The sequence below is a fragment of the Pseudoalteromonas sp. JC28 genome, assembly GCF_013319255.1.
Lineage (GTDB): Bacteria > Pseudomonadota > Gammaproteobacteria > Enterobacterales > Alteromonadaceae > Pseudoalteromonas.
This window is the reverse complement of sequence record NZ_QOKX01000012.1, coordinates 1-16,287: the sequence shown is the minus strand read 5'-3', so window position 1 is coordinate 16,287 and position 16,287 is coordinate 1. Positions and strand designations below refer to the sequence as shown.

The window sequence follows — 16,287 nt, the reverse complement described above, 5'->3', positions numbered from 1 at the left end:
ATTTTAACTATTTTGTCCGAGTTTTAAAGTGATTCGTGTTAAAATCCAACCACTTGTTCCTTAAATTTGTAATTTTAGTTATGCTCGAGCGGTTATTTTCACTGCAAGCTATGCACACCAATGTAAGAACTGAGGTGATTGCTGGCTTGACGACATTCGTTACTATGGTTTACATCGTTTTCGTAAACCCTGCAATGCTAGCAGAAGCTGGCATGGATCACGGCGCTGCTTTTGTAGCAACTTGTATCGCAGCCGCAATCGGCTGTTTTATTATGGGGCTATGGGCAAACTATCCGTTAGCGCTTGCGCCTGGAATGGGCTTAAACGCCTTTTTTACCTATGGTGTTGTGCTTGGCATGGGCTATACATGGCAAAGTGCATTAGGCGCGGTATTTATGTCGGGCTGTTTATTTCTATTTTTGAGCGTATTCAAAGTTCGCGAGTGGGTGATCCAAGCCATACCTATCGTGCTAAAGCGTGCGATCGCGGCAGGTATTGGCGCATTCTTAGCGTTAATCGCGCTAAAGAACGCGAAAATTGTTATCGCAAGCGATGCGACATTAGTACAACTTGGTGATATCACTTCTCCCGGCCCGCTATTAGCTATTGCGAGCTTTTTTGTGATTGCGGCGCTTATGTACCGTGAAGTCAAAAGTGGCGTGCTTATCAGCATTTTAATGGTAACGGGTATTGCGTGGGGGCTTGGGCTTGTAGATTATCACGGGGTTGTTGATATTCCCCCAAGCATCGCGCCGACCTATATGCAGTTGGATTTGAGCGGAATTTTTGAGCTTTCCATGCTTAGCGTGGTGTTTGCATTTTTATTTGTCGATTTATTTGATACCAGTGGCACATTGGTTGCGGTGACTCAAAAGGCCGGATTATCTGACGAACATGGTCGCATGCCAAGGTTGGGTAGGGCACTGTCAGCTGACAGCACTGCGACGATTGCAGGCTCAGTGCTCGGTACTTCAACGACGACTTCATACATTGAATCAGTGTCGGGTGTATCTGTCGGTGGTCGCACAGGACTGACGGCCGTGGTCGTGGGGATCTGTTTCTTACTCATGATGTTCTTTGCGCCATTGGCACAGATGGTTCCTGCATATGCGACGGCAGGCGCGATACTGTATGTGTCGGTATTAATGCTACAAAACCTAAAGTTGATTAATTGGGATGAAATGAGCGATGCTATTCCGGTCAGTGTTGTGTTACTGATGACACCGCTTACGTTTTCAATCGCACATGGTATTGCTTTGGGTTTTATTTCTTATACGGCAGTTAAATTGGCGTGTAACAAAGCAAATGAAATCAGTATCAGCGTTTGGGTACTGACCCTACTTTTTATCTTAAAGTTTGCTTTTGGTTAAGCAAGTGGGTTTACTCTCTTTGTAATAAAAAAGGCTGGGAGACCAGCCTTTTACGTAAATTATGGTGTTACCACTTCTTCTTCGGTGCAAACAGGACGTCCAAGTCGTCTTGTTCTTGCTCTGCTTTCTTTTTCACCGCTGATGCGTTAGACGCTCTAAGTTCACTGCTGATCTCTTCTAAATAACCTTCGAGCTGTGCTTTTTTCTCTTTTACATAGTCATCATTGTATGAGACGGCGCAAATTGTAGCGTAAGCTTTTTCAAAGTATTGTCTTGCTGAACCGACCATGTTTGCGGTTCTCGCTGAAAGCCCTCGTTTTATCTGGCTTTCAACATTGATTTTAAGCTGAAAGCGCTCCAGCCTACGGTCTTCATTAACGAACAGTTGAGTGTCTACTTTACCTTTACTATGCTCTGAGCGTAGTAGTTGGCGTAATTTCTTTATGCCTTGAACTAATGCGATAATTTGTTTGTCGTTGTCTGGAAGTGCTATCGAGTCTGAGTCAGCTGCTTTTTCAGGCTGAGTATTTAAGCGCTCTTGCGACTCGTGTAAGCGACTTTTTAATTCTTTCGAAGTCGGAGACAACTCCACCATTGCGGCTAAAGCATCGTGCACGCGGCGCTGAATAATACGGATCATGACTTCAGACATCGGAATATTGCTGCCATTCATGATGACGTCTTCCGCTTCTTCTATTACGCGTTTTTGCTTAGCAAGTTCTTTGCGTCTCTCCGCTTCTTGTTTCTCTTTATGTTGCTGGATAGCGCTTACCCAAACTGCTATGACGATAAGTGCAACAATCAACATTATTATAATAGAAACAAACATACTGAAATCTCTTTCATGTAACCACCAGTGTAATTTTTTAATCTTACATGAATTCGTACTATTCTGAACAGGTTTACGACAATAACCTGTAAAAAAGATAAAGAATTCATTATTTTTTAGTATAGCCGATGCCTAAATGAGCGGTTAGTTTTAGTGAAAGATAGTCGCCAGATTTAGCTCGTGAGTTTGCAAAAGCGTGTCACAATATCCGCTATTTGGCCAAATGACTGTCGGAGCGTCAGTGAAAATGCTGATATTTAGTACCTCTTGGCTACCTCATTTTTACCAAATGTGCTAGCCTACATAAGGTCGTAACAGGCGGTTTTTATCGCTTTGCACTAAACTCGCTAACAAAAAGCGGTTTTGCTATGGGCTGATGCTCAACATCAAGAGATCATAAGAATAAAAGCAATATGAAATTACAACAATTGAGATATATCGTCGAAGTGTTGAATCACAACCTTAATGTGTCAGCGACGGCGGAAAGTTTATATACCTCTCAACCTGGTATTTCAAAGCAAGTGCGCATGCTTGAAGACGAGTTGGGGGTACAAATTTTTGGCCGTAGCGGTAAGCACTTAACGCATGTTACGGGCGCGGGTAATGAAATTATTAATATTGCTCGTGAGATCCTCTCTAAAGTGGAAGGGATCAAAGCGGTTGCAAATGAACATACCTTACCAGATCAAGGTAAACTAAACATCGCAACGACGCATACACAAGCTCGTTACGCGTTACCTCCTGTGATCCAAGGATTTATGAAAAAATATCCTGCGGTTTCTCTACACATGCATCAAGGTACGCCACAGCAAATCTCTGATGCTGCCGCTCGAGGTGATGCTGACTTTGCTATTGCTACCGAGGCGCTGCATTTGTACAGTGATCTTGTCATGCTACCTTGCTATCACTGGAATCGTAGTATTGTGGTCGCCAAAGACCATCCTCTTGCACAAAAAGGCAGTGCACTGACGGTGCAAGACGTCGCTAAATATCCGTTGATCACTTATGTGTTTGGTTTTACTGGCCGCTCAGAACTGGATAAAGCATTTAATGCTCATGGTTTGGAGCCACACATCGTGTTTACTGCAACAGACGCCGATGTGATTAAAACCTATGTAAGATTAGGGCTCGGTGTTGGCGTATTAGCGTCAATGGCACTTGATGAAAAGTCTGATAGCGACTTAGTTTGTATCGATGCAAGTCACCTATTTGAAGCAAGTACGACGAAAATCGGTTTCAGAAAAGGAAGCTTCCTAAGAGGCTACATGTACGATTTTATTGAGCGATTTGCACCGCATCTCACAAAAGATGTGGTAGAGCGTGCAAGTTTGCTACGAAATCAAGATGATATCGACAAGCTATTTGAAGGTATGACGCTTCCAGTAAAATGAAGTACTTGAAAAGAATATGAAAAAGGCCTCAACAGAGGCCTTTTTCAATACTGTTATTCGTACCGGAGCGGATCTGTTGCGTGGTTTAGTTCAAACGCTTCGAGACGCTCTTGGCAAGCACCGCACTTACCACATGCTTTTTCGCGGCCGTTGTAACACGTCCAAGTGTCAGCGTAATCTAATCCCATTTTTAGACCGTCAGTCAGGATATCAATTTTTGAGTTGTTAAGATAAGGACTGACAATTTCAACCGCGTCGTAGTTCGCAATGCGACAAACATCATCCATCTTTTTAACGAACTCTGGGCGGCAATCTGGATAAATTGCATGATCGCCAGAGTGAGCACCGTAAAATACCTTATTTGCTTTTAGAGAGACAGCGTAACCTACCGCAAGAGAAAGCAAAATCATATTGCGATTAGGCACAATCGTGCTCTTCATGCTCTCTTCTTCATAGTGGCCTTCTGGCACGTCGATGTCATCTGTTAGGCTAGAGCCTGACAATAATTGATTGATAGCCGAAATATCAACGACCTTATGAGCAACGCCGAGTTTTGCACATACGTCAGCGGCAACTTGTAGCTCTTTTACATGTCGCTGGCCATAGTTAAAAGACAGTGCATAAACCTCATGGCCCTCGCGGACAGCCTTGTTTAATACAGTGTAAGAGTCCATTCCACCGGAATAGATTACGACAACTTTTTCGCTCATAGGTGATTTGCCTCGATTTTGATAGAGGTTTACTTCAGGGCGCGATATACTACACGGCCGCTGGAGAAATGACAATTTTCTCGCGGTATTTTTCGACAACTTTATCTTAAACACGGGGCCATTTTGTACAAGGTTAACGAAATATTTGAAACAATTCAGGGTGAAGCAAGCTTCACTGGTACGCCTTCAATCTTTTTACGTTTGCAGGGCTGTCCAGTTGGTTGCGCTTGGTGTGATACCAAACAAACCTGGGAAACCAACGACACTTTTATTGTTTCATTGGATAACACTGTAGAAAAAAAGGCTGACTCAGAGTGGTGGGCGAACGCGAGTGCTGAAGAGATCTTGGCGATTTTCGAGGCTCGGGGCTACCAAGCCAAACATGTGGTGATCACCGGTGGTGAACCTTGTATGTTTGATCTTCGCCCATTATGCGAGTTATTGCATAGTAAAGGGTACAGCACACAGATTGAAACCAGTGGGACATTTGAGATCCTCGCGCCAGCAGAAACTTGGGTTACTGTGTCGCCAAAAATTAATATGCGTGGAGGTTACAAAGTACTTCCAAGTGCAATGGCTCGTGCCGATGAAATAAAGCATCCCGTCGCGATGCAAAAGCATATTGAGGAATTAGAGGCGTTATTTGCACAAACTGGGGTTGAACCAAAGCTTGTGTATCTTCAGCCAATTAGCCAAAAAGCCAAGGCCACTAAGCTTGCAATAGACAATTGCAAAGCGAAAAATTGGCGCCTATCAGTTCAAGTGCACAAGTATTTAGGGATTAACTAAAGCGATTTGCCTAAGCGTATTTTAGCTAAAAATGCAGTGTGTTTAAGCTGAGGTATTGAACAAGCAGCGTGCTTAGGCGTTAAGTTCTATGTAGAGGTCAATAACACTCGTTACTGACCATTTCAATCATTCTTTGCGTTTCACCACTGTTCTCAAATTGATAGAGATTGCGATTGATATCTTTGAGCAATTCATGCCAATGTGGTTTTTGTTTGCTAAGTGCAAAGTAGAGGTGATTATACTTAATAGGTGGCGTCACGTTTTCAATGTTTCTCAGTAATTCAATTTTCTCAGCTCTAGGTAAGTCTGAATAATTGACCGTAAAGCGCAGCACTTTTGGATCGCCTATTACTAAATTTACGCGCTTACCGACGAGTAATTTCACTAGCTGTAAATCATTTACGGCTTCCACTGTAACGAATTCACCATTATCCATCATAGCATCAAATTCAGGGGTATTCTGATAGCCCCTCACGACACCAATGAGCTCATTCTTAACTGAGTTTAGATTACCATCAAAGCGGTCTTCTTCACCTCTTCGCTTCAAAAAGCCGATTTCACCACCAGGAAAAGCATTAGATAAAGCAAGTAGCTCTCTGCGGGTCTTATTCTTGTGATTGTCAGACGGTGCTGAATCCTCAATATAGTATTCTGGGAATAAAATATCTGCTTTGCCCGTTTCTGCGGCTCTTACAGCACGAGCCCAAGGCAAAAATTCAACATACACTTGATAGTCTAAGTCGGTAAGCAGTGCGACGGCAAACTGGAAAGCCCAGCCTTTGTTGCAGAGGTTTGCACCGATATAAGGTGGCCAATCTAATGTCACGATATGAATGAACGCATTTTTGCCTTTCTTATTGTATAGATAACCCCCTTGGTACTTTTCTCCAGCAACAAGGTGAAATTCACCGCCCTTGAAGTAGGCGACGTTTAAATTCTCCCCATAGATGAAGCTACTAAACATGAGAAAAAACAAGAGTAATAAGGTCTTTACAATCATCGAAGTCAAAAAAGAGTAGCGAATAGGTAAAGTGTAGTGAAGGAAGGTGAAATTAAAAGGAATAATATAAAAAACAAAGGGGCAGTGATGCCCCTTGGTAATCTAGAATATGAAGCCCAACTCTTACTGCACTAATTCTTGTTCAGAGAATGTGTCTGCAAAAAGTGGGCTAGTTAGGTAACGCTCAGCAGCGCTTGGCAAAATAACCACGATGTTTTTATCGGCATTTTCAGGTTTCTCGGCAATTCGCTTTGCGGCAACTAGGGCTGCACCAGAAGAAATACCTACTAAAATACCTTCGTCTTTCATCAGCTGATGTGCCATTGCAATTGCATCTTCATTCGACACCAACTCAACGCCATCAATAAGCTCAAGATCTAGGTTGCCTGGAATAAACCCAGCACCGATCCCTTGAATTTTGTGTGGACCTGGCTTTACTTCGTCGCCCGCAAGGGTCTGCGTGATAACTGGTGAGTCAACTGGCTCAACAGCAATTGACTTAACATTTAGGCCTTTTTCATTTTTCAGATAGCGTGAAACACCGGTGATCGTGCCACCTGTACCAACGCCCGCAACGAAGTAATCGATATTACCTTCAAGTGCATCAAAAATTTCTGGGCCCGTTGTTTCAAAATGGATCTTCGGGTTTGCTGGGTTTTCAAACTGTTGTAGTAACACGTACTTTTCAGGGTTACTTGCTTGAATTTCATTTGCTTTTTCAATCGCGCCTTTCATGCCCTTAGCGCCTTCTGTTAGCACTAAATTTGCGCCAAGTGCTTTTAGTAGTTTACGACGCTCAAGGCTCATCGTATTTGGCATAGTAAGTGTCAACTTATAACCACGAGAAGCAGCAACGAAAGCCAGTGCAATACCCGTGTTACCTGAAGTTGGTTCAATAAGTTCTTTACCTTCGCTAAGAAGACCTGCTTTTTCAGCTTCCCAGATCATAGACGCACCAATACGGCATTTAACGCTGAAGCTTGGGTTACGCGCTTCCACTTTTGCGTAAACATTGCCGCCAGAAACGCGATTGATTTTAACCAGCGGTGTATTACCGATAGTTAGACTGTTGTCTGCATATACTTTAGTCATTTGTGTTCCCTAATCTAGGTTTGCTTGTATTCCATCACTTTACTGCGCATTTCGCAAAACGAAAGGAAAGATTGGCTATAAGATATATCAAATTTGCTTATAGCCAATAGTTATTTAAAGGTTGATATTTAAATCAACCAGGCATAACTGAACTTCATAAATACCGTCTTTTCGTCTTTAGTTATCTTTGACAAATCATCGTCTTGATAACCATGATCGGAATAGCCTGCAAAGAAAACGGTTTGTGGGTTTAGTTTATAGGAATAGAGCAGTTGGGTGCTGATGCTTTTATAAGTCGCATCAACATCATCGTTATAATTGCTCTGGTTTCTCGAAATATCTGTATTGATGATTGCCAATCTCAAATAGCTATTAATGTTGAATTGGTAAGTCAGGCGGATATCGCTCAGATTTGCGGTATAAACTTCCGCGCCATCTGCTTTCATTTTTTCGTATGTGTGGCGTAATCTAACTTCAAAATGTTTGCCAAAATTGACGTTAATAACCGGACGGGCGAAATACAAATCACCAACACGGTTGTTTGCAAGGTCAACGCGGTTTCCTTTACTTAAGTTCAAACCTGCGAAAACGCCGGCCATTGGCTTGAACTCCATATAGGTCCACTGTGAATTCTCGGTAAATAGATCGGTATTGCCGTCAATCGCTAAACGGGTTTCATCATGTCGCAGTCCTGTGCGTTTTCTATGTTCAACACCGAAATCAAGAAAGCTTTGCAACGGGCCGTCAACTGCAAAGTTGGTTTGCACTTCTTTTTCTAATAACTCGCCTTGCTCGTTGTGGGAAATATCCCAGTCGGCGTACCAACGTGCACGGTTCCACCAGTTGTTGTCATCGCCATACCAACGGTACTCACCGCCGAAAAGAAATTTATTAAAGTCGACCTGAGTGATAAAGCCCATATCGGTTCTAAGTGCTGCATCGCGAGCTTGATAGCTGGTAAATGCCTTCCAATGCTTGCGATTGTGCTCATAATTAACGTAATAGCCAGCACCACGGTCATCTTCGTCAATCACTCTGAGTACACTTTCGTTTAGGTCGCACTCAGCGAGCGTACTATCACATAACGCTTCGGCAAAAGCGCTATCATAGTCTGTATCCGAGCCAATTAACTGCACCTGTAAGGTATCGTTATCAGTTGGCTTGTATTTGGCGTCTATACTCGCAACTTGGTTGCGATAGTCGTCGCTTTGCCTAGTCGTCGATGTCACGCCTACAGACAAGGTTTTGTTTAGGTCATGACGATATCTAAGCGCCATGTTTTGGCTTTTTCTCTCTAATGAGACAACACTCGAGCCCAAATTTCCGGGAACAACGACATTGAGTCTTTCATCGTTGGCAATAAATCCTGCAAAAGTGTGACCATTTTTATTACCGGTAAGCTTGACGCCATAATCGGGGGCTGAAATGTTCCGAGTATGAATAAGGTTAAGGTGAGAAGAAAAGTAATCGGAATTATCTAAAAAGAACGCCCGTTTTTCAGGGAAAAATAGGCTAAAGCTATTGTTAACGCTCAATTGTCCCGTGTCAGCTTCAACTTGTGAGAAATCAGGGTTTAGTGTTGCGTTTAGCGTCGTGTCTGGCGTGATAGCCCACTTTACGTCTAAGCCCAGCTCGACATTATTGTCAGCTTGCCATGGCTCTGCGATACCATCATCTATGTCGCGAGACTCTTGCCTATTGGTGACTAGTGTTGGAATAACGGCAAAGTTACTACCTTGCTTAGCCTTAGCAAATCCTTGATATTTTGGCATTTGACAGATCCAGCAAGAATTTGCATGTTGCAATTGCATGCTGGAGATACGCAACCTTTCATTTCTTGGATAAAAACGCAGAAACTCTAAAGCCATTGTTTTGCTCTCGAGGGAGTCGTTAAAATTTAATACACGAAGTGGGATTTCAACTTCAACAACATAACCGTCTTTGTTTATCTTTCCGACGCTATCCCAGATCCCATTCCAAGAACCATTCTCACTTTTAGTGAGTTCGTTTTCAATTGAGTCTTGTTGTACACCTAGTGGATTGATGAAAAACTGGTAAGCGCTTTGGGCGTTGTTAAATGAATCAATTTTAATGCCGACAAGATCATCTTCCCAGGCGCGGTCACGGTCACGATAAAATGCACGGATCAATTCAGGATTAGGGTCCTTTGCATCAAAAGCAATAAATAAAGATTGACCGTTCTCATATACGTAAGCCTTAGTTTGTACTGGACTTGATTGGTTCTCGAATGGCCAAGTGATGTTGTTGATATCTATTTCTAATGCACGTTGCCAAATATCGGCTTCAAGTACACCATCAATTTTTGCAGAACTATCGACAAATGGGATTTTATTTGGGTCTAGTGCCCATGTTTGGCTAGATAGACTAAGCGCGAAAAAAGAGTAGGTTACAGCTTTAAGCATGAATTTAATTATTTTACAGAGACTTTTTCCAGTATTAGATAATATGCAATGAACTGAAACAATTTATTTTCGTCAGGTTGCAATTATTTACGTTGGGTGGCGAATATGTATACATAAAATGTACAAATCTATTTATCTCCATCGAATTAATAGCAAAGATGGTCAAAAACATGTTACAACAACGCCTTTGAAAATCTGCTAGGAAGTAACTATGTCTCTTATATTGAAGCTAGTGGCGGGTATCGTCGCTGGTATGTTGGCGGGTCTGTACTTGCCGACTGTGTTAGTTGAGCTCTTATACACCTTCAAGGTGATCATAGGACAACTTATCAGCTTTACTATTCCTCTGATAATCCTGCTTTTTATTGCTTCAGGTATAGCAGGCTTACCAAAGGGATCGGGCCACTTGCTTGGTAAGACAGTTGGCTTTGCTTATGGGTCAACCATTATTGCTGGCACATTAGCATTTTTATTAGTTAATGCTTTCATCCCATTCTTTGACGGCGGCGTTGCTTATCAAGCCGTGGAAGAATCTCATCTTAAGAGCTTTATTAATATTGAGATCCCTCCGCTGATGGGAGTGATGACGGCACTTGCAACGGCATTTATCTTTGGTATTGGGATGAGCCAGTGTGGCTTAACTAAACTTAAAGATGTCACTGACGAAGCGAGAGATGTGGTAGATGCACTGCTTGCGAAAGTCATTATTCCAATATTACCACTCTACATCGCCGGTGTTTTTGCTGAAATGGCAGTAGCAGGTACGGTATTCGACACCCTAAGTACGTTTGGCGTAGTATTGCTTGCCGCGATTATTATGCATTGGCTATGGCTAAGCACTTTGTTTGTGGTGAGCGGCCTGTTACTTGGTAGAAATCCACTGGAATTAATCAAAAATATGCTACCTGCGTATTTTACCGCTATTGGTACTATGTCGAGCGCGGCAACTATTCCAGTGTCTCTTCGTGCAAGTAAATCTAATAATGTTAACGAAGAGGTTGCCAATTTTACCGTACCACTTTGTGCCACCATTCATTTGTCAGGGTCGACTATTACCATAGTGACTTGCGCAATGGCTGTGATGCTGCTTTCTCCTGAGATGGTTGTACCGTCATTGTCGGAAATGTTGCCATTCATCTTTATGCTTGGTGTCGTAATGATTGCGGCTCCTGGTGCGCCGGGTGGAGCGGTTATGTCTGCGCTTGGACTATTGACCAGTATGCTTGGTTTTAATGAGGGCGCAGTGGCATTGATGATTGCTTTATATTTAGCGCAAGATAGTTTTGGCACAGCATGTAATGTAACCGGTGATGGTGTGATTGCACTTTGGGTCGATAAATTTTCAAAGCAAAGCTGAGTCATATAAAAATAAATCTACTATAAGTCGCTATGGCTAAATACCGTAGCGGCTGCCTCTAAAATCATAAAGCGGTGAAATTATAATCAAACTGCTTATTTCATGAATTAACTATTTAGTTAATTCATATCAAAATTGTATTTTTCTCTCGTTTCTATCGTTATGCTTTTAAAAAATATGTGGTAATCTCAAACATCTGGAAGCGGGGCTGTTGGTTGCTTCGCTCCTTTTACCAATATATATGTAGAGGGTATGCCATTGATTAATGTGCTTTTAGTTGATGATCATGAACTTGTCAGGACTGGCATAAAACGCATTTTAGATGATGTGCGTGGCTTTAAAGTGGTAGGAGAAGCCAAAAACGGTGAAGAAGCCGTAACCTTTTGTCGCCAAAGTGAGCCTGACATTGTGCTAATGGACATGAACATGCCTGGAATTGGTGGATTGGAAGCGACCAAAAAGATTTGCCGTTACTGTCCAGATGTAAAAGTTATTGTGCTTACGGTACATTGTGAAGATCCTTTCCCAAGCAAGGTAATGCAAATTGGTGCGCATGGTTACCTAACAAAAGGTGCAGGCCCTGATGAAATGATCAACGCAATACGTGCTGTTAATGCTGGCCAGCGTTATATTGCGCCAGAAATTGCTCAGCAGATTGCCCTTGCGCAATTTAGTGGCCGCAATGACGAAAACCCTTTCCAATCGCTATCGGAAAGAGAATTACAGATCATGCTCATGATCACTAAAGGTGAGAAAGCACAAAATATTGCAGATCGCTTGAACCTAAGCTCTAAGACGGTAAATAGTTATCGCTATCGCATGTTTGAAAAGCTCAATGTGAGCGGTGATGTGGAATTAACCCACTTGGCTATTCGCCATAAAATGATCGATATAGATAGCAGTCATTAAGTTCTTTTTAAATGACTGAATTTGATTACAAACCTTTCCTTAAGACATTAACAACAGAACCTGGTGTGTACCGCATGTACGATGTGGACGACCAGGTTATCTATGTTGGTAAAGCAAAAAACCTCAAAAAACGAGTTTCTAGCTACTTCCGTTCAAATATCACAGATAGTAAAACGCGAGTATTGGTCAGTAATATTGATCATATTGAAGTAACGTTAACGAATACCGAAACCGAAGCGCTGCTTTTAGAAAATAACTTAATTAAGAAATACCAACCACGATATAACATTCTCTTAAGAGACGATAAAAGTTATCCGTATATTTTCTTGAGCGCCCATCAACATCCAAGGCTTGCATTTCATCGTGGTAGTAGAAAACAAAAAGGCGAATATTTTGGTCCTTTTCCTAGCAGTGCTGCGGTATCGGAAAGTCTGAGGTTAATGCAGAAGATTTTCCCTGTTAGGCAATGCGAAGATGCGTATTACCGCGCACGCAGCCGACCTTGTTTGCAGTATCAGTTAAAAAGGTGTTCAGGACCATGCGTTGGCAAGGTAAGCGACGAAGAATACCAAGAACAAGTTGCCATGGTTCGACAGTTTTTGACGGGACGTTCACAGGACGTTATCTCAGCACTGGTGGAACGAATGGAAATCGCCAGTATGTCTTTGGATTTTGAGAAAGCAGCAAAACACAGAGATCAAATTGCTTTATTAAGGCAAATGCAAGAACAGCAGTCCATTGCAGGAAACTTTGCAGAGCTTGATGTCATCGGCTATGAACAGAAGAACGGTTTAGTGGCCATTCATGTACTGATGATAAGAGAACATAAGGTACTTGGGACGAAAACACATTTTCCAAAAGTACCAAAAGATTCTGGTGCAGATGAAGTGCTAACTTCTTTCCTTGGACAGTATTATATTTCAACGGGTAACCACTCTAGAATTGCTAAAGAAATTGTATTGCCATTCGAAATAGAAGAGGGAAGTGCATTAGAAGCAGCGCTGACTCAAGTTTCGAAGCGCAAAGTTAATTTCAAATGTAACGTTCGCGGTGAGCGAGCCCAATATCTTGCATTGGCAAATAAAAATGCGCAAAACAGTATTGAAGTTAAACAAAGTGCACAAGACTCAATCACCAAACGATATGCCAAACTAAAAGCAGTGCTAGGGCTGTCAGACATTCAAAGAATGGAGTGTTTTGATATCAGTCATACCATGGGAGAAAACACGGTCGCATCGTGCGTTGTATTCGATGGTCAAGGGCCAAACAATAGAGAGTATCGCAGATATAACGTCACTGGGATCACCCCAGGGGATGATTACGCAGCGATGGATTTTGCATTAAATAAGCGCTACGGCAAAATGTCGGATGAAGCGAAGGTACCCGATATTATTTTTATTGATGGTGGTAAGGGGCAGTTAGGTAGGGCGGAATCTTTCTTCGCTGATTGGCAACTCAATAAAATGCCGATACTGATAGGGGTTGCAAAAGGCACAAGCCGAAAGCCGGGATTAGAAACATTGCTAATAGATGGTGGTCGTAAAACGGTGAATGTCGAAAGTGATTCACCTGCATTACACCTTATCCAGCATATCCGCGACGAATCACATCGCTTTGCAATTGCAGGGCATCGTAATAAAAGACAAAAACAAAGAACGCAATCTGTGCTTGAAGAGATTGAAGGCGTAGGTCAGAAAAGACGTCAGGCACTACTTAAGTTTTTAGGAGGCATGCAGGGAGTTAAATCTGCAAATATACATCAATTAAAGCAAGTTCCTGGGATCAGCCCTGAAATGGCTGAAAAGATATTTAATCATTTGCATGACAAAGCTTAAGCAATCATGCGAACATAGAAAAAAAGACAATACCAAGTAGTTATGTGGAATATTCCAAATACGCTCACAACATTTAGATTGCTACTCATTCCCGTGTTTGCAGTCGTTTTTTATCTTCCTTATTCATGGGCGTTTTTTGCCGCCGCTTTTATTTTCTGGTTAGCTTCCGTTACCGATATCCTCGATGGCTATCTTGCTCGTAAGTTGGAACAGTCAACGCCATTTGGTGCTTTTTTAGATCCTGTTGCCGACAAGGTGATGGTCAGTGTTGCTTTAGTGATACTTGCTACACATTATGATAATTATTTCATTACTATTTCTGCTGTTGTCATTATTAGTAGAGAAATAGTTATTTCTGCGTTGCGTGAATGGATGGCTGAACAAGGTAAAAGAGGTAGTGTTGCTGTATCTTGGCTGGGTAAATTCAAAACAGCTGCACAGATGTTAGCTATTATAGGTTTGATTTGGCAATTATCAGATTGGATGACAATGCTAAGTTACGCACTTTTAGCTATCGCGACATTGCTAACATTAGTTTCTATGATCCAGTATCTCTATGCTGCAAAAGGAGAATTGACTAATTCTTGACTTGAAATGATTATAAACCCAGCGGTTTAGATAAATTTTGAGCAAACGATTCAAAACATTCATTTTTTATGTTGACGCGTTCCAGAACTTCTGTAGAATGCGTCCGTGTTGAGAGGGCAGTATGTCATCTAAATGAAATTTAGATAGCATCACCTAGCAAGTTAAAGTTTAAAGAAGCTTAGTAAATAAGTAGATTTAAATAATGGAACGCGAGTATAGCTCAGCTGGTAGAGCGCGACCTTGCCAAGGTCGAGGTCACGAGTTCGAACCTCGTTACTCGCTCCAAATTTGCGGCGGAATGGCAGAGTGGCCATGCAGCGGATTGCAAATCCGTCTACCTCGGTTCGACTCCGGGTTCCGCCTCCATTTCTCAACATATCCACATGCGAAAGCAAGCCCGATGCCCGGGTGGTGGAATTGGTAGACACAAGGGATTTAAAATCCCTCGCTGGTAACAGCGTGCCGGTTCAAGTCCGGCCCCGGGCACCATTTATATCGGGATTTGTATGTAAAAAGTCTACATGGTTTTTATGTACAAAACGGAAAGCGAGTATAGCTCAGCTGGTAGAGCGCGACCTTGCCAAGGTCGAGGTCACGAGTTCGAACCTCGTTACTCGCTCCAATTTTTGCTTTTACACCCGATGCCCGGGTGGTGGAATTGGTAGACACAAGGGATTTAAAATCCCTCGCTGGTAACAGCGTGCCGGTTCAAGTCCGGCCCCGGGCACCATTTATTTTTCACATATTAAATTTACCAGTGTGAAAAATGGAATGCGAGTATAGCTCAGCTGGTAGAGCGCGACCTTGCCAAGGTCGAGGTCACGAGTTCGAACCTCGTTACTCGCTCCAATATTCTTCATGGCGGAATGGCAGAGTGGCCATGCAGCGGATTGCAAATCCGTCTACCTCGGTTCGACTCCGGGTTCCGCCTCCATATCGCATATTGTCCTTATTCTTAATATCTTTCTTATTTACCTTTTTTATTATCCAAAAACGCCACTGTTACTGATTTATCCACATCTTCTTTTATTTAAGCGTTGTTTCTTTAGATCCCAGAATCATTGCTATAGCTACTAGTCAATAATAAGAAGGATCGAAAGTTAGTATTCAATGCCTTTATAAACGCAGCTATCTTCATATTTTCGATAAAAGGTATCATTTTGGTATCTAGTCCTGCTTATTGGATAGACTTACTGCTTCATAGTCGCTTTACATTTTCACTTCCACATAATTTACGTACACCTTCTCTACATAAAGAAGAATTGACCTGGTTTTGTTTCGAGTTCTATATGTAAGTAGGCAAGTTAATATGCTAACAGATGTTATATAACGCCATTTGTTCAGTTGTTCCTTAGTGGTGCTTAAAGTTTATGTAGACTCGCGTGACCTCAATTCGGTCTTTTTTGAGTGAAAAATATACTATTTTGATGTATTTCGTTTGTTTTTTGTTCGAACAAACCGTTTTTATAATTTTTAATGAAAAAAGGGGTTGCACTAAAATCGGATCTCCCTATAATGCGCATCCACCGACACGGGGAGCAGCGCTGAAAAGCAATAAGCCAACGAGTTGGTAGTCGAGTAAAACTTAGCTTTGAAAACTTAAGAGAAAACTTCTAAAGGAATTCAAAATTAAGTATTGACAAAAAATCGGGAATGCTTAGAATGCACATCCCTCGAAACAACGAAATGTTTCGAAATGTTCTTTAAAAATATGAAGCAATCATCTGTGTGGGCACTCGTACAGATTGAGTTCTAACAGCAGATTCTAGTTCGCTAGATGACGCAAACAAATTTAGAGTCTCAATTGTAACTGAGTGACTATATAGTCAATTCGTTTTGATTTTACTTTTTTGAAAAGTAGAAACAAACAATCAGAATTCAATGAGCACGAAGCTTAGACTTCAAAAAAACTTTTAATTGAAGAGTTTGATCATGGCTCAGATTGAACGCTGGCGGCAGGCCTAACACATGCAAGTCGAGCGGTAACATTTCTA

The 16,287-nt window shown here is 42.0% G+C and carries 12 protein-coding genes, 7 tRNA genes and 1 rRNA gene; 15 read left to right on the top strand and 5 right to left on the bottom strand.

The window, feature by feature from the left end; genetic code table 11:
* Positions 1-80: 80 nt before the first annotated feature.
* Positions 81-1,370 carry an NCS2 family permease gene (locus DS891_RS22130; RefSeq protein WP_010606529.1) on the top strand — a complete coding sequence of 430 codons (1,290 nt, stop codon included), beginning with the start codon at positions 81-83 and terminating at the stop codon, positions 1,368-1,370.
* Positions 1,371-1,437: 67 nt separating this feature from the next.
* Here DS891_RS22130 and DS891_RS22125 read toward each other — a convergent pair whose 3' ends face one another.
* Complete coding sequence (locus tag DS891_RS22125) at positions 1,438-2,199, bottom strand: hypothetical protein (RefSeq protein WP_039492261.1); 762 nt, start codon at positions 2,197-2,199, stop codon at positions 1,438-1,440.
* A 413-nt stretch (positions 2,200-2,612) separates the two neighbouring features.
* Here DS891_RS22125 and cysB point away from each other — a divergent pair, with 413 nt between their 5' ends.
* Entirely contained in the window at positions 2,613-3,590 is a 978-nt protein-coding gene (cysB, locus tag DS891_RS22120; protein ID WP_010375565.1) for an HTH-type transcriptional regulator CysB, read from the top strand.
* A 53-nt stretch (positions 3,591-3,643) separates the two neighbouring features.
* Here the strand turns inward: cysB and queC are convergent, their stop codons facing one another.
* Complete coding sequence (gene queC / locus DS891_RS22115; protein ID WP_174170942.1) at positions 3,644-4,300, bottom strand: 7-cyano-7-deazaguanine synthase QueC; 657 nt, start codon at positions 4,298-4,300, stop codon at positions 3,644-3,646.
* Between the two features lie 123 nt (positions 4,301-4,423).
* Here queC and queE point away from each other — a divergent pair, with 123 nt between their 5' ends.
* Complete coding sequence (gene queE / locus DS891_RS22110; protein ID WP_010606532.1) at positions 4,424-5,089, top strand: 7-carboxy-7-deazaguanine synthase QueE; 666 nt, start codon at positions 4,424-4,426, stop codon at positions 5,087-5,089.
* A 97-nt stretch (positions 5,090-5,186) separates the two neighbouring features.
* On the opposite strand, the gene DS891_RS22105 is transcribed toward queE, so the two are convergent.
* The 3 genes from DS891_RS22105 to DS891_RS22095 all read right to left on the bottom strand — a co-directional run bounded on the left by DS891_RS22105 (position 5,187) and on the right by DS891_RS22095 (position 9,604).
* The gene (locus tag DS891_RS22105) at positions 5,187-6,053 is read right to left on the bottom strand and encodes an ABC transporter substrate-binding protein (protein WP_102056584.1); all 867 of its coding nucleotides are present in this window, start codon (positions 6,051-6,053) and stop codon (positions 5,187-5,189) included.
* 159 nt (positions 6,054-6,212) lie between these two features.
* Positions 6,213-7,181: a cysteine synthase A gene (cysK, locus tag DS891_RS22100; RefSeq protein WP_010606534.1), complete on the bottom strand. Its 969-nt coding sequence runs from the start codon at positions 7,179-7,181 to the stop codon at positions 6,213-6,215.
* Positions 7,182-7,309: 128 nt separating this feature from the next.
* Complete coding sequence (locus tag DS891_RS22095) at positions 7,310-9,604, bottom strand: carbohydrate binding family 9 domain-containing protein (protein WP_174170941.1); 2,295 nt, start codon at positions 9,602-9,604, stop codon at positions 7,310-7,312.
* 211 nt (positions 9,605-9,815) lie between these two features.
* Here DS891_RS22095 and DS891_RS22090 point away from each other — a divergent pair, with 211 nt between their 5' ends.
* From DS891_RS22090 to DS891_RS22035, 12 genes are all read left to right on the top strand, one after another.
* Entirely contained in the window at positions 9,816-10,961 is a 1,146-nt protein-coding gene (locus tag DS891_RS22090; protein WP_174170940.1) for a dicarboxylate/amino acid:cation symporter, read from the top strand.
* A gap of 258 nt (positions 10,962-11,219) precedes the next feature.
* A complete protein-coding gene (gene uvrY, locus DS891_RS22085; RefSeq protein WP_174170981.1) occupies positions 11,220-11,870 on the top strand; it encodes a UvrY/SirA/GacA family response regulator transcription factor in 651 nt (216 codons plus the stop codon).
* A gap of 11 nt (positions 11,871-11,881) precedes the next feature.
* A complete protein-coding gene (gene uvrC, locus DS891_RS22080; protein ID WP_174170939.1) occupies positions 11,882-13,705 on the top strand; it encodes an excinuclease ABC subunit UvrC in 1,824 nt (607 codons plus the stop codon).
* A gap of 42 nt (positions 13,706-13,747) precedes the next feature.
* Positions 13,748-14,293: a CDP-diacylglycerol--glycerol-3-phosphate 3-phosphatidyltransferase gene (pgsA, locus tag DS891_RS22075; RefSeq protein ID WP_010375584.1), complete on the top strand. Its 546-nt coding sequence runs from the start codon at positions 13,748-13,750 to the stop codon at positions 14,291-14,293.
* A gap of 209 nt (positions 14,294-14,502) precedes the next feature.
* Positions 14,503-14,578, top strand: a tRNA-Gly gene (locus DS891_RS22070).
* A 7-nt stretch (positions 14,579-14,585) separates the two neighbouring features.
* Positions 14,586-14,659, top strand: a tRNA-Cys gene (locus tag DS891_RS22065).
* Between the two features lie 36 nt (positions 14,660-14,695).
* A tRNA-Leu gene (locus DS891_RS22060) sits at positions 14,696-14,782 on the top strand.
* 57 nt (positions 14,783-14,839) lie between these two features.
* A tRNA-Gly gene (locus tag DS891_RS22055) sits at positions 14,840-14,915 on the top strand.
* Between the two features lie 21 nt (positions 14,916-14,936).
* Positions 14,937-15,023: transfer RNA gene (locus DS891_RS22050), tRNA-Leu, on the top strand.
* Between the two features lie 43 nt (positions 15,024-15,066).
* Positions 15,067-15,142 (top strand) — tRNA-Gly (locus tag DS891_RS22045).
* 11 nt (positions 15,143-15,153) lie between these two features.
* Positions 15,154-15,227, top strand: a tRNA-Cys gene (locus tag DS891_RS22040).
* Positions 15,228-16,207: 980 nt separating this feature from the next.
* A 16S ribosomal RNA gene (locus tag DS891_RS22035) occupies positions 16,208-16,287 on the top strand; the annotation flags it as partial.

Bases quoted from the DNA above. Each gene is read 5' to 3' on its own strand.
- DS891_RS22130 (WP_010606529.1), top strand. From the start codon at position 81: ATGCTCGAGCGGTTATTTTCACTGCAAGCTATGCACACCAATGTAAGA.
- DS891_RS22125 (WP_039492261.1), bottom strand. From the start codon at position 2,199: ATGTTTGTTTCTATTATAATAATGTTGATTGTTGCACTTATCGTCATA.
- cysB (WP_010375565.1), top strand. From the start codon at position 2,613: ATGAAATTACAACAATTGAGATATATCGTCGAAGTGTTGAATCACAAC.
- queC (WP_174170942.1), bottom strand. From the start codon at position 4,300: ATGAGCGAAAAAGTTGTCGTAATCTATTCCGGTGGAATGGACTCTTAC.
- DS891_RS22105 (WP_102056584.1), bottom strand. From the start codon at position 6,053: ATGTTTAGTAGCTTCATCTATGGGGAGAATTTAAACGTCGCCTACTTC.
- cysK (WP_010606534.1), bottom strand. From the start codon at position 7,181: ATGACTAAAGTATATGCAGACAACAGTCTAACTATCGGTAATACACCG.
- DS891_RS22095 (WP_174170941.1), bottom strand. From the start codon at position 9,604: ATGCTTAAAGCTGTAACCTACTCTTTTTTCGCGCTTAGTCTATCTAGC.
- DS891_RS22090 (WP_174170940.1), top strand. From the start codon at position 9,816: ATGTCTCTTATATTGAAGCTAGTGGCGGGTATCGTCGCTGGTATGTTG.
- uvrC (WP_174170939.1), top strand. From the start codon at position 11,882: ATGACTGAATTTGATTACAAACCTTTCCTTAAGACATTAACAACAGAA.
- pgsA (WP_010375584.1), top strand. From the start codon at position 13,748: ATGTGGAATATTCCAAATACGCTCACAACATTTAGATTGCTACTCATT.